We start from the raw sequence: 13,107 nt of genomic DNA, 5'->3' as shown, positions 1-13,107 counted from the left end.
GCGGCTCACGGCCGCCCCCCGGTGGCGAGAGGAGCGGGCATAGCCAGCCACTCGGGCTCGTCGTCGGCGATCGGCACGTCCAGCGTGCCAGCCTCGGCCTCGCTGAAGACGGTGGCGTTGAAGAGCGGCCCGAACCCGTAGTCGTTGCTCCAGAAGCTCAAGCCGTGAGTGCGGTCGCGGGTGCCGAGAACGAAGCCGTAAGCACCCTCGGCAGCGCTGTCCGACGCCGCGGTCACGATGCCACCTGGGGGACGGTGACGGCCGGGTTGATAAGCCGGTAGGCGCGCTTCTTGACGGACGGGATCTGGCAGATCTGGCGCGAGGAGGGGTCGCGATAGCGCAGCCCCTTCCCGTTGGGACCGGCGATGACCTCGAAGCGGGTGCGCTCGATGCCGTCGTTGAAGCGGAGCGGATCGTCGAAGACGATCGTCTGTCCAGGTCGGGGGGTCGGCTTGGCGTCGAGCAGGCGGCGTTTCGCCAGGTTGGCGCGGCAGCGCGCGCGCCAGTTGTTCGGCCATTCGCCTTCGATGGGCGTGAGCAGGTCGAGGATCGACGCGGGGCACTCGCTCTCGTGAGGCCCCATGTGCTCCGTCATGTCCTTGTAGCCGAAGGTCTGGCCGTCGCGCGCGTTCGGGCGCGAGAAGGTAAGGCAGATGATGGCGAATACGGTCGGAGCCTTGTCGGCGGTCTCGACCCGCTCGGCCGCGGCGTAGTAGGTGCTGCCGACCATCGACGACTTCAGGACCGTCAGGCGGTGATCGTCGCGGGTGTAGGTGAACTGATCGTCGAGGTAGGCGCGCGCGTTCGCGAAGCGCCCGGTGTCGCGCATGGTAAGCCAGCCCATGATGGGGGTCCTTTCAGGTTGGGGTCAGGCAGCGAGGCGCAGCGCGCCGAGCGTGCCGATCGTCGCGGCGAGGCGGCGCGCGAACGCGGCCGGGTCGAGCAGCTCGGCGATCGGCGCGAGGTGAACCTTGCCGGCGGGCTCGCCACCCATGCAGCGGTTGAAGCTGATCTCGCTGTCGGGGAGGAAGCTGCGCGGAACGACGCGGATGCCGATATCGGCATGGCGGAGCTCGCTGGTGCCGTCGTTCCGGTCGGTGCCGAGCGTGCTGTTCACCCGGGCCGTGTCTGGATCGAGGCCGATGGCCTCGGCGAGCCGCGTGAGGGCGCGGCGCGCCTGATAGTGGAACGTCCGCTTGGCGGCGTGGTCGCCAGCGACGCTGTGCCCCGCGATGTCGAGCAGTGCGGGAGCGGCGATGACGGCGGCACGATCGGCGGCGCAGCGGAGGCGCAGGTCGGCGACGCTGGGAGCGGATCGCTCGGCGACGTCGGCCAGATTGCGGACGAGGAGGATGACCGCCGCATCGCGAGCGATCGACTTGCCGGCGCGCCGGCAGTCGTCGACCGCGGCGTTGAGGGCGTGAAGCGCCGCGGGGAGCGTTTCCGAACCGTCGGGCGCCAGCGCCTGGTTGTGCCGGTACAAGGTATCGTAGAACATGGAACCAACCTCCTTCATGAGCGCAGGGGCGCTCAGAAGGCCGAAGGCTCCCTCTCCTCCGTCTCGAGGCGGAACGGTCATGGCGGACCGGCAGCGTCACCGAACGCCCCGGCGGGCATGGCCCATGGCCGGGCTACGATCGGCAGGCGCCACTCGATGTCTTCGGCCTGCGCCAGTTCGTCGGGATGCTGGATTGCGGCCGGGAAGGGCCGACCTCGGTCGGCGAGCTGTGCGACATCGAGCGCGCGGTGGATCGTCTTGCCGCTCGCCGCTTCGCGGACCTGCACGCGCCGAAAGGCGGCGGGGAAGACGAACCTGACGCTCGCCCATTGGTCGGGCGAGCCGAAGATGCAGGTCCGGCACGACAGACGGCCCCAACCGAGGACGTATGCCGGGTGGGGTCGGATGCCGGCATCGGCGATTGCCTGCCATACTCGGGCCTCTGTCCAGTCGTGGACGGGCCGCCAGTGGTCGACGTCGCGGGTCGCGGTCGCGGTGCGGTGTCGCTCGAAGGAAGCATAGTGGGCGCGTGCCGGGCTTTCCTCGGCGCGCTCGCCGGTAACGACGAGCGTGGGGCCGTCGAGGAAGCGCGCCTGGTTGCGGATCGCGGCGGCGAGTACATCGATCTTCAGCGACGGGCTGCACCAGCGGACCCGGAGATCGGCGGCCGTCTGAGGAAAGATGCCCCTGGTGCCGGCGCGACCATTCCCGCCAGCGGTCCCGATACCGTCCTGCGTCTCGAACCGGACCGGCGCCGTCGGTGCGTCGGTTCGGTCGAGTTCGCGCGCGAAGCCGCCTTCGCGCCACGAGACGTAGAGCTGAAGCCCAAGGTGGGCCGCGATCGCGCGGACGTATCCGGGGGTGCAGGGCCAGTCCATGAAGCTTGGCCCATTGCCATCGACATCATGGTGGTGGAGCTCGATCGCGTGTGCCGGCACGCCGATGGCGAGGAGGTGCAGCAGGGCGGCAAGGCTGTCCTTGCCGCCGCTGAACGCGACGACGATGCGCCGATAGGCGCGGAGGTCCGGAGCGGCGCGCACGATCAGGCCGCTTCACGGATCGGCTCTTCGGTCGACTCGTCGCCGGCAAGGCCGGTGGCGCGGAGGAGGAAGCCGGCGGCGGCTTCGGCCTTGGCCGCGGCGGTCATCACCGCCCGGTTGTCGCGCTTCAGCACGCGGAGCCACGAACCGATGTAGCTGGCGTGATCGTCGAGGTGCGAGGTCGGAAGGCCGAGGTCAGCGCCGAGCAGCGCGGCCGTCATCTCGGCGCAGAGCTCCTCGAAGGCATAGGCCTCGTCACCGAACTTCTTGCCGAACTGGCGGTCGAGCCGATCCGGGTGGCCGGTCCAATGCCCCGCCTCATGGGCGAGGGTGGACGCCCAATACGCCCGGGTCGAGAATTGGTCGACGGCCGGCATGGTGATGCTGTCGTCGATGCGGTCGTAGAAGGCCTTGTCGCCGCCAGTGTGGACGGTCGCGGGGAGCGCGTCGACGAACGCCTGCGCGCGGTCGGGGAGCGTGTCGGCCGGAGGGACGACGCTGAGCGCGGACGGACGAAAGCGGTCGGGCAGACCGTCGATCTGATCCGCGTTGAACACGGCGTAGCTGCGCAGCACGCGGCGCGTCTCGTCGGTGCTGTCGCCGGTGACGGGGGATTCGACCGTCTTGCTGTAGGATTTGTAGAAGATGGCGATCTGCGACCGCTCGCCTTCCCGCACCTGCGCGCCGAGCGCCTGCGCCTGCTTGTAGGTCATCCAGGTGCGCGACAGATAGCCGGCGCTGTCGGCGACCAGCCAGAGCCAGAAGCAGTTGATGCCGCGATAGGGCTCGCCGGTCACGCGCAGCGGGCGGCCGCCCAGGCCGGGGCGCCACGGCTTGACCCATGGGCGCACCCCGGCTTCCAAGCGGTCGATGATGGTGTTGGTGATGATGTCCGCGGGCGAGGGCTTCTCGGTGGTCTTGGCCACGATCATTCTCCTGGTTTGTGTGAGGCGGACCCGTGTCGCGCCGGCTTTTCGCCGAGCGTGGGATCGGGTCACAAAAAGAGGGGCGGCACTTGCGAAGAGCACCGCCCCCAGTCGGCTCGAACTGGGCTCCAAGCGTTACGCAGCCTGGCTGTAATCCTCCTCGTCGCCGCGGGTCGGATGCTCGTCGTCGTCGCCGGCGAGGTCCGGATCGTCCGACAAGTCATCGTCATCCAGCTCGGGGTCCTCGTCCGCATCGGTGACGAAGCTGGAGCGCGCGCGGACGCGCTCGGGCTTCTCGATCCCGTCAAACCGCATCGCGTCCGGCAACCAGGCCGATGCCTTTTCGCGGATCTCGGCCTCGACGATGCCCTGGCCGTTGCAGAGCGAGCCGCAGGTGGTGGCGAGGTCGGTCTTCTTCGCGTCCTTGTAGCGGCCGCGAAGGATCGGACCGCCGATCTCCTCGAGCGCGTCGAGCATCACGTCCTTCTTCACGCGATTGAAGAAGTTCTCGAACGTGGGGCGCCACCAGTTGGCAACCTCGATGCCGAGCAGGCGACCGAGATGGTCGTGGAAGCCGTTCACCCGGCCGCCGTCGGCAATATTGAGGGTCGCCTCGAGCGTCTGCGCGATCGAGTACGCCACCCACGCTCCCCGGGCCTGATCGTCCAGCCCCCGGAAGGCGTCGAAGCGGGCGGACATGGTGTCGTGGGCCACCCAGCTCGTATCAAGCTGCTGGCGCTGATCCTCGATGGTCTGCGATGCCATCGACGCCTCGTCGCGGAACGCGAAGATCGGCATCTGAGCGGTGCTCGCCTTCAAGGTCGAGTGATCGCGGACGTAGCTGCCGGAGAACACGAGGTCCTGCGCCATCAGAAAGATGGTCAGGTCGAGCGCGATCGCTGGATCGCTGGCGAGGTGCGCGACGAGGATCTGGCGGCGCTGGGTCGCCAGCTCGTCCACCAACGCGGCGCTGTAGCGCGGGCCGTGATCCACCTCGTCCGCACCACCGGCACCACCGGCACCACCGGCACCACCGGGGTTGCCGACCGGGGCATTGGGGTCGACCACCTTCTTCTCGCTGAACATGCGCGCGTGGACGCGAACCTGCCCGTCGTTCCCGATATAGACGAAGGTGCCGAGCTGGGCCTTCACCGCGGGGTCGATGGCGCGGCGTGCGGTGTCCATCTCGTCGATCTCCCGCTCGATCGCCTCGAGGCGATCGTTCGCCGCCTCTGCTTCCGGCGTGCCTTCCTCAAGCTCGGTGTTCAGCGCCTCGACGAGTGCATCGTTCTCGGTGCCGAGCTCCTCGAGCAGGGCCTGCTCCTCATCGGTCAGCGGGCGGGCGGTGGCGTGAAATTCGTGAAGCTGCCGCTCCATGTCGTAAGGGACGTTGGTGGCGGCGATCGGGGTGACAAACGCGAGCCCCTGCTCCTGCGCCAGTTCGGCCGCGGCCGCCTCCAACTTCTTGGCGGCGAGTTCCTCGAGGAGATCGACGTCGGTCCAGTTCTCGTCGCCGGTGTCCTGCGCGAACAGGTCGCCCTCGATGCGACCGCCAGCGGCGACATAGACGTCACGACTGACGAACCGCGCCTTGGCGTCGTTCGCCTTGACGGTGCCGTTCAGGATGGCGCGACGGATGTTGTCGGGCTGGTTGCCGTAGTAGGACTGCTTCATCTGCTCGAACACGCGCGCCTGGCGGTCGGTGTCGGCGGTGACGGCGTAGGCCTGGGCGACGCCCAAGGTGATCTCGCCGGCGGAAAGCGCCTCGAAGATGGCGGGTGCCAGCTCGGCGAGGCGGACACGCTGCTCGACGAAGCGGGTAGTGACACCGAACCGCTTGGCGACGTCCTCGGCCGACGCGCCCTTGTCGATGAAGTGCTTGAAGGCGTCGCACTCGTCAGCCGGGTTCATCGGCGTGCGGTTGAAGTTTTCGGCGAGGCTGGCCTCCACGGAGCCGCCCTCGTCGGCGAGGACGAGCACGGGGACCTCGTGGTCGGCCGGGAGCGTGCCCTGCTCGATCAGGAGCTGCAACGCGCGCAGGCGCACGCCGCCCGCCTTCACCGTGTAGGTGCCCGCCTTCTTGAGCGGGGTAACGATCAGGTTCTGGAGCAGCCCCTGGGCTGCGATGCTGGCGGCCATCGCCTCAACGCTCACCGCACGCTTGCACTTGCGCACATTGTCCTTTGACAGCGAGAGGTTCTTGACCTTCACGGACTGGATCATCGGTCGTCTCCGTCTGGAATTGGCGCGCCGTGTCCGACGGTCGCGCAAGCCTGTTCCCCAGGCCCACCAAGCCGAAGGCTCCCTCCCCTCTCTTCGGTTGGCGGGGGGAGGGACCTTGATGCGTCAGGCGATGATGCGGTCGAGCACAGCCGGGGCAGAGGCCACGGGCACGAAGAGCCGCGTCTTGTGCTGGATGATCTCCGTGAAGCATCCCGCGGCCTTCAGCTCGGCGAGCCGCGTGTGCGGCCAGTCGAGCAGCTCGAGGCGTTGCTGACCCGCGACCAGACTGCGCTTCAGCCGGTACGCACCGATCGCGGTGGTCTCCCCCGTCGCCAGGACGTGCTTGGACGTCTCCTCGGCCGATACAGCGATGGCGGCGTCGATCCCGAACGCCGCGGCGAGCTTCGGCACGATCGGCGCGGGAACGAGGCGGCCAAGGAACGACTGGCCGTCATCGGTGGTCAGACGCCACACCTGCACATGTTCGTCGGGGAGGCGGTCCCAGACGGGAAGTAGCAGGCCGGCGACGAGGTAGATGGTGCTGGTGCGGGTCTTGCCCCGCATCTCCTCCACCTCGGCCGACCACAGCGCGGAGAACTCCTCCTCGCTCGCCTCCTCCCACATCGTTTCCGAGAGGAGGTCCTGGCGCATCCGCTCGGTGCGCGTCGGGCGGACGAGCTCGTAGCGGCGGATGATCTCGCCGTCGTCATCGGTCAGCGAGAAGGTGCTGCACCGGATCGCGGCACGCCCTGACTTGCGGTTGACGATCGGGCGCGCGTCCTCGCCGAGGATCCGCATCGCCCGATCCACGCCAAGCGGCTTGTAGCGTTCCTCCGTCTCGAGCCGGAGGATCTCGGTCTTGGCGCCGCTGACCGGATCGCGCCGGATGACAGTGCGATCGAGGATGGTGATCCGCTCGGCGGTGATGCTCTCCACGCCGACGTCGAGCGTGCCGGCTTCCCGGGCCGCCTCGACGCGCGCCTCGATCAGGCCGAGATACTCGTCGAAGATCGCGTTCTGAAGCGCGATGCGCAGCGCCAGGATGCGGTTGAGCCACCTCTGGATGGGCGGCAGCTCCTCTTTGAGCCCGCCACCTTCGCCCTCGAGGTCGAGGCCGGTGAGCTGCTGGAAGTCACCGAAGTTGATCGAGCGGAGCTTGCCCTCGGCGAGCAGCCGGAACCACGTCTCCAGCGCCTCCTTGGCGTAATCGCTTTCGAGGTTGTCCCGGGGATCGAACAGCCCCTGACCCCCGGTCTGGCGCTGGCCCCGGGTGAGGGCGCCCAGGCTGTCGAGCCGGCGCGCGATTGTCGAGATGAACCGGCGCTCGCCTCGGCAGTCGGTCGACACGGGGCGGAACAGCGGCGCCGAGGCCTGGTGGGTGCGGTGCGTCCGCCCGAGCCCCTGGATGGCGGCGTCGGCCCGCCAACCCGGCTCCAGCAGGTAGTGGATGCGGCGCGAACGGTTCTCGGCCGAGAGGCTGGCATGGTAGGAGCGCCCGGTGCCGCCTGCATCCGAGAAGATCAGGATCTTCTTCTCAGCCCGCATGAAGGCGTCCGTCTCGGCGAGGTTGGTGCGGGGGCTGCGGTTCTCGATCCGCTGGCGACCGGCAGTGTCGACCACGATGCGGCGGCTCCGTCCCGTCACTTCCGCCACGGCTTGGGTGCCGAAATGCCCGATGATGTGATCGAGGGCCGAGCCGACGATCGGCAGCGCGCCGATCTGCTCCACCAAGTCGTCGCGCATCTGCAGAGCCTCCTGGCTCAGCACGGGACGGCCTTCCTCGTCGCACATGGGCTCCGAGCGGGTCTTGCCCCTATCGTCGACGAAGGTCTTCATCTGGCGGATCGGGAAGGCCGCCATGAGGTAGTCCATCAGGAACTCGCGCGGGGAGAGCTCGATGTCGAGGTTGGCGCGCTCCTCGGCACACAGGCCGGCAAGGGCGCGGTTGAGCATCGCCTCCGAGGTCGAGACGAGCTGCACCACCACGCTGTCACCGCGGGCAAGGTCCTTGGCGATCGCGGGGATCAGCGATGGGAGCTTCATCCCGATCAGGAGCTGGCCGAAGAACCGCTGCTTGGTCGACTCGAAGATCGACAACGCGGCGGCCTTGGCCCCGCTGTTGTAGGTATCCTTCGAGAAGCTGTCGGTGACGCGCGTCGCATCGAGGGCGGCGCGCAGGTTGGCGTGGATGATCGCCCATGCATCGGCATAGGCGTCGTACACCGCGATCTGGTCGACCGTGAGCTGATGCTCCAGGATGTCGTACTCGACGCCGGCGAAGCTCAGCGCGCGCGCGGCGTAGAGCCCCTGCATCTTGAGATCGCGCGCGATCAGCTCCAGCGCCGCGATCCCGCCCCGGCGCAGGCTTTCCACGAACGCCTTGCGGTCGGCGAAGGCCGTGCCCGGCCCCCACAACCCGAGGCGTGTGGCGTAGGCGAGATTGTTCACGTCCGATGCGCCCGTGGCGGAGACGTAGAGGACGCGGGCGCGGGGAAGGAGGTTCTGCAGGCGGACGCCGGCGATCCCCTGGTCGGACCCGTCCTTGGTGCCGAAGCGGCCTTCGCCGCCGGCGACACCCGCCATCTCGTGCGCCTCGTCGAACACGATCATGCCGTCGAAGCCGTCCCCCAGCCAGTCGAGGATCTGGCGAAGCCGTGTGCCTTTGTCGCCGCGGTTGGAGCGCAGCGTCGCATAGGTGAGGAAGAGTACGCCCTCGCCGGCGCCGACGGGTACCCCGAGCTTCCACTGGTTGAGGTGCTGGATGTCGAGTGCGAGGCCGCCCACCGCGGTCCAGTCACGGCGCGCATCCTCCAGCAGCGTCTCGGTCTTGGAGATCCAGACGTGCTTGCGACGGCGGCGGAGCCACTGGTCGAGGATGATCGAGGCGACCTGGCGGCCTTTGCCGGCGCCGGTGCCGTCGGCGAGGAAGAAGCCGGTTCGGTAGGGCTGGCCCGCGTCGTCAGGCGTCAGGGACAAGCCCTCTTCGGCGGGCAGGAACCGGCCCGGGAGATCGCGCTCGAAAGCATCGCTGGCGTAGATCAGCGTCTCGAGCTGGGCGTCCGACAGGACCTTGCCGTCGACGACGTGGGCCGGAAGCTGAGGCCGGTAGCTCGGCCGCGGCGCGGTGATCGAGCCCATGGCAATCGATTCCACCAGCGCCGTCGGGTGCTGCGACGCGCACCCGATCGCGATCCGGCTCGGCCGATAGGGCAGGTAGACGCCCACGGCCTCCTCCACGGGCGCCGGCTCGGCCATGACGGTATAGTCGATGTTGCGGGTGGCATTGGACACGCGCTCGCGCGTGGTCGGTGCCGGGAGGCGGCGCCGTGCCGAGAGTCCGCCGAGGAGCGAGCCGGAGGAGGGGCGCATGGAGCGCGGTACCGGCGAGGGAGCGGGCGACGCGGGCGCCTGGACGGCGGCGATGTGGGCGAGGGCGGCCGCCAGCGTCTCGCAGGGCGTCAGGTCGGCCCCCCCGGGCTGGCCCTTTTCGAGGAGCATGATCTTCACGGCCTGGCCAGTGCCGTGCTTGGCATAGGCGTTAGCCGGCAGGAGGAGGTGCAGGGTAAGGCCGCACCCTTCGCTGGCCTTGATCCAGGCCCGGCTCGACGTGTCGACGCGGTCGGGGAGGATGGCGGCGCAGCGGCCACCCGGGGCAAGCCGCATCAGCGCGGCGCGGAGGTGGCGGAACGCCGCCAACGGATCGGCGTGACGGCCGATGCTGCGCGAGAAAGGCGGATTGATAAGCAGCGCGGTCGGCCGGATCGTCGGGGATAGCAGATCGTGTATCAGCTCGGCGTCGTGGCGGGTGACGGATACGCCCGGAAAGGCGGCCTGAAGCATCTCGGCGCGGGCAGGATCGAGCTCGTTAAGGACGAGGCTGGCGCCAGCGCGGCGCGCAAAGGCGGCGAGGAGGCCGGTGCCGGCGGAAGGCTCCAGCACCAGGTCGGTGGGCGATAGGCGAGCGGCGAGCGCCGCGAGATACGCGATCGGCGCGGGAGTCGAGAATTGCTGGAGCGCGATCTGCTCCTCGCTCCGGACGGTGTGCGTGGGCAGACTCGCCACTAGGTCGGAAAGCGCAGCAAGGCAGGCCATAGGCTCGGACGGCAGGACCGCGCGCTCGAGGTGGAACACCTGGGCGAGTTCCAGCATGTCGTAAGCGTCGCGTAAGCACCAGCGCCCGTCAGCCGAGGATCGGCCATAGGCCTGCTCCATTACCCACAGCAGCGTGTCGCGCTGGAGCGAGCCGTTCCTGGCGATCGCCTCCGCGACAGCCTTGGCGGCGGTGATGGGGGGTTCGGTGAAATCGAATTCGAGGGCTGCGGCTGAGGTGCGCATCGAGGGGCTCCGTTCTGTCGCCCGGTGCTCATCACCGGATCAACAGGCCGGAGGCCTCCCTCTCCTCTAGTTTAGTGGGTTGCGTGTCAGCCTGGAGCGAAGCCCAAAGAGCTAGCTCCGTCAGGCCGCCTCGGACGCCATCTCCACGTCTTCGTACACCTTGAGCTGCTCGTCGGACCTGACATCGTCCGATCCTGCCAGCGTCGCGATCTGCGGAACGATCGGCCGGGCTCGCTGTGCGTGCCGGGCCGTGAACGTCACGAACGTCTGCAGGCGAGGCCGCCCAGCGGTGGGTACCTTTTCGCTGTGCAGCGACAGCGAGAAGCCCGGCAGGCTGTCCTGCTCGGCCACCTTGGTGATCTCCGCGCGCGCATTCCGAAGCCGGGCTGCGCCGCACCCCATGCGCTGCGCCACCTCCTCGAGACCGAGCGTAAATGGCTGGTCGGGCTGGCAATGGAACATAGCGATCTCGTAAAGTCGACGCTGGATCGGAGTCAGCGTGAAATAGTCGAGATCATAGGCCGCGAGACGACGATCGCGAAGCACGGCGCGATAGAACCAATCGCAGACCGTCACCTCGATATATTTGACGCGCTTCTCGCCGCGTACATCCTCCGCGTAGACTACGCGAAAGTGATCGAGCCAGGAGAAGTTGTCTTCCTGGGTTTCACCCCCCGTCGCAATGTTCGTTTCGACAACGGTATTCCTGAGCCGCCGCAGAGCATCGATCAGGTAGGTGTAGGAACGCTTGCTCGCGTTCGAACCGGTGATCCGGAACAGATCGTGCGCGGTGAAGCGGATGGTTCGCGCAGGCGAGCCACCCCGGTCGAGGAGATCCGTCATGATGCTCGCGACGTAGAGCAGGATCTCCTTGTCGTAGATCGTCGCGATCCCGTGTTTCCCCGACGACACCTCAATGCTCACGCCTTCGGCCTGAAACGTCATGGGTTCGAGCTGTCGGGCCTTCTTCAAAGCGAAGAACGGAAACTCGGCCACGGTCCGTTCGCCCAGAATCTCTCCGAGCAGGGGGCTATCGAGCGTAAACAGGTTGCCTTGTATCTCCATGGGTCGCGCCATCGGGGGACTCCTCGAGGGAGGTGATGACAAACATTGGCGCCCCGTTGCAACGCCCGATCCGCATTCTCCCGGGCTTTCGTGCGGTAAAGCACGAGCTTTAGAGCCTTTAAGCGCCGATCTTCGACCGATCTGCCGCCTCGATCCCGTTCAAGGGACGAGTGCCGACTGGAATGCTGATCAGATCCGATTCGCTTTCGGCCCTGCCGCCTTGATTCGTGCTTTACCGCACGAAAGTGCCGGTCCGTAGCGCGTGAGCGGCCCGGATGTGGTGAGTTACCGCACGAAAGGTCATCCAAACAGGTCAATGCGGGCCAGCTTCAGGCGGGAAAGCGCACGTAAGCCAAGCCCCGCGGACGGTGATGAGGACGAAAACGCGCACGAAAGCCGGTAGAGCATCGATGTAGCGGCGCCCTACCGGATTCTGAACCGCGTCAGGATCTGGAGTGGAATAGCGCACGAAAGGGAGCGAGCCGCCCTGCGTGTCGATGGGCGAGGTTCGAGCGACGTTCGTGCTTTACCGCACGGAAGGGTCGTAGGGGCGCGGCTCGCAGCGGCGGGCAACCACCCGATCACTGGAGCGCCGGGCTGGTGCGGAAGCCCCAGAGGCTCTTCGACAGATCGAGTTCGCCGCGATGAGCGCGGGTCACCATTCCAGCGAAATAGGCGCCCGGCGTCAGGCGGATTTCATCGCGAGCGTCCCGTTCCGCTGTGATCATAACGGCGATCGACGCCCCATCGGCGCCGAGATGGTCGAGCGCATCAACCCAGGTCCCGGTTCGTATGCCTAGATCGTTCCGAAGCCGGGCAGCGGCCCGATGAAGATCGGTCCAGCCCGGCCGGTCACGATCTACGTACATCGCCGTGGTTGGAAACATCTCGACGAGCTCACGGGGCGAGGTCTTGAAGTCGCTCTTGGACGGCGATGCCGGGAGCTCGGCTTCACCGTCATGTCCGCCCTCCCGATCAAAACTACAATCTCGCAAAGCCTGTACGGATTTGAGAGAGGGGTTGGTTTGTATATGTATGAAGGGTGAGGATTTTGACCCTGAGCCGTCTGTTTCTACGACAAACATGAACTCGTCGATCGTGCGGCCGATCTCCGCTTCGACAGCCGGAAGACCCGCAATCGCGGCCTCATAGGCCGTTGCGTCGCGGCTCGTGCGCGCAGCTGCGGCTTGCTGGGCGATCTTCTCGATGGCGTCCTGAAGCGCGATCCAGTGCGAGCCGGTCAGGCGCATGTCGGCCGCCTGGGCGAGCGCCTGCGCAACCATGCGACGTACCCGCGCAATCTCCTGGCGGCCGAGTTTGTCCATCCGGGAGAAGGCGCTGTGAGCCTCTGCTGCGGCTTTCAGCTCCTGAAAGCGGACGCGTAGAGGAGAGAGATCGATCCCATAGGCGCTGATGATCTCGCCCGTGTCGCTTCTCTGTCCACGACGACGACCGTGGGCGGCGTCGCGCATCGTGACGAGAGCCAAGGCGCGGAGCTGGCGGAGCCGGGCCTTGATCGCACTCTCGGTGACACCGGCGAGCTCAGCCAGCGTGTAGTTGCTCGGCCACGCGATCGGCCGGGCATCGCCCTTGTAATCGTCGGGGCGGGTGTAGCCGATCAGATGCTTCAGCGTCTCGAGCGCTGACGCGCTCAGTCCGATGGCCGTCTTGGCGCCGTCGAGGATGCGGTAAAGATCGTTGCGATCGACATCGCCCGCGGTCTCCATCCGCGCTGCCAACTCCCGCTCGATATGTCGGGTGAGCGCGGAGATCGGGCGGGCTCCGGTCCGCCCCGTAAAGGCGGTTTGGGTATAGGACATCGTTCGACACTCCCCGTGGGAGGCCGTCACCAGACAAAGCTATAGCGTGGCGCGAGGCGCGCGATCTTGAACGGGGCGGGGGAGGGTGCTACCTACAGCTACTGTCGTAGTAGGCCTCACGCTTGCCGGCGTGTGGTAGCGGATCTCCGCAGGGTGCCCGGCCTCGTGCCGGGCATTCTTTATTTGGTCACAGCCGGCTC

The 13,107-nt window shown here is 67.4% G+C and carries 9 protein-coding genes; all 9 read right to left on the bottom strand.

Features of this window, described 5'->3' with window-relative positions; translation table 11 throughout:
• Window positions 1–5: 5 nt before the first annotated feature.
• A complete protein-coding gene (locus tag ACU5AX_RS17965; RefSeq protein WP_018251154.1) occupies window positions 6–236 on the bottom strand; it encodes a hypothetical protein in 231 nt (76 codons plus the stop codon).
• On the bottom strand, window positions 233–844 hold the full coding sequence (locus ACU5AX_RS17960; protein WP_018251155.1) for a DUF6927 domain-containing protein: 612 nt from the start codon (window positions 842–844) through the stop codon (window positions 233–235). The genes ACU5AX_RS17965 and ACU5AX_RS17960 overlap by 4 nt, the downstream gene beginning before the upstream one ends.
• Window positions 845–868: 24 nt before the next feature.
• Window positions 869–1,498, bottom strand: a complete 630-nt coding sequence (locus ACU5AX_RS17955) for a hypothetical protein (RefSeq protein ID WP_018251156.1) — start codon at window positions 1,496–1,498, stop codon at window positions 869–871.
• Window positions 1,499–1,575: 77 nt separating this feature from the next.
• Entirely contained in the window at window positions 1,576–2,538 is a 963-nt protein-coding gene (locus ACU5AX_RS17950; protein ID WP_018251157.1) for a phosphoadenosine phosphosulfate reductase domain-containing protein, read from the bottom strand.
• 2 nt (window positions 2,539–2,540) lie between these two features.
• Window positions 2,541–3,470: an ArdC family protein gene (locus ACU5AX_RS17945; protein ID WP_018251158.1), complete on the bottom strand. Its 930-nt coding sequence runs from the start codon at window positions 3,468–3,470 to the stop codon at window positions 2,541–2,543.
• A 129-nt stretch (window positions 3,471–3,599) separates the two neighbouring features.
• Window positions 3,600–5,687 carry a ParB/RepB/Spo0J family partition protein gene (locus tag ACU5AX_RS17940; protein ID WP_446691947.1) on the bottom strand — a complete coding sequence of 696 codons (2,088 nt, stop codon included), beginning with the start codon at window positions 5,685–5,687 and terminating at the stop codon, window positions 3,600–3,602.
• A 123-nt stretch (window positions 5,688–5,810) separates the two neighbouring features.
• Complete coding sequence (locus ACU5AX_RS17935) at window positions 5,811–10,022, bottom strand: strawberry notch-like NTP hydrolase domain-containing protein (RefSeq protein ID WP_446691946.1); 4,212 nt, start codon at window positions 10,020–10,022, stop codon at window positions 5,811–5,813.
• Between the two features lie 120 nt (window positions 10,023–10,142).
• Window positions 10,143–11,099, bottom strand: a complete 957-nt coding sequence (locus ACU5AX_RS17930; protein WP_081614885.1) for a replication initiator protein A — start codon at window positions 11,097–11,099, stop codon at window positions 10,143–10,145.
• Between the two features lie 569 nt (window positions 11,100–11,668).
• Complete coding sequence (gene repC / locus ACU5AX_RS17925; protein ID WP_018251163.1) at window positions 11,669–12,907, bottom strand: plasmid replication protein RepC; 1,239 nt, start codon at window positions 12,905–12,907, stop codon at window positions 11,669–11,671.
• Between the last annotated feature and the right edge of the window lie 200 nt (window positions 12,908–13,107).

Source organism: Sphingomonas benefaciens (assembly GCF_052907485.1).
This window is presented reverse-complemented; position numbering and strand designations above follow the sequence as displayed.

What these genes read in the sequence shown, in the direction of transcription:
- ACU5AX_RS17935 (WP_446691946.1), bottom strand. Translation starts at nt 10,022, where the DNA reads ATGCGCACCTCAGCCGCAGCCCTCGAATTCGATTTCACCGAACCCCCC.
- ACU5AX_RS17945 (WP_018251158.1), bottom strand. Translation starts at nt 3,470, where the DNA reads ATGATCGTGGCCAAGACCACCGAGAAGCCCTCGCCCGCGGACATCATC.
- ACU5AX_RS17955 (WP_018251156.1), bottom strand. Translation starts at nt 1,498, where the DNA reads ATGTTCTACGATACCTTGTACCGGCACAACCAGGCGCTGGCGCCCGAC.
- repC (WP_018251163.1), bottom strand. Translation starts at nt 12,907, where the DNA reads ATGTCCTATACCCAAACCGCCTTTACGGGGCGGACCGGAGCCCGCCCG.
- ACU5AX_RS17930 (WP_081614885.1), bottom strand. Translation starts at nt 11,099, where the DNA reads ATGGCGCGACCCATGGAGATACAAGGCAACCTGTTTACGCTCGATAGC.
- ACU5AX_RS17960 (WP_018251155.1), bottom strand. Translation starts at nt 844, where the DNA reads ATGGGCTGGCTTACCATGCGCGACACCGGGCGCTTCGCGAACGCGCGC.
- ACU5AX_RS17940 (WP_446691947.1), bottom strand. Translation starts at nt 5,687, where the DNA reads ATGATCCAGTCCGTGAAGGTCAAGAACCTCTCGCTGTCAAAGGACAAT.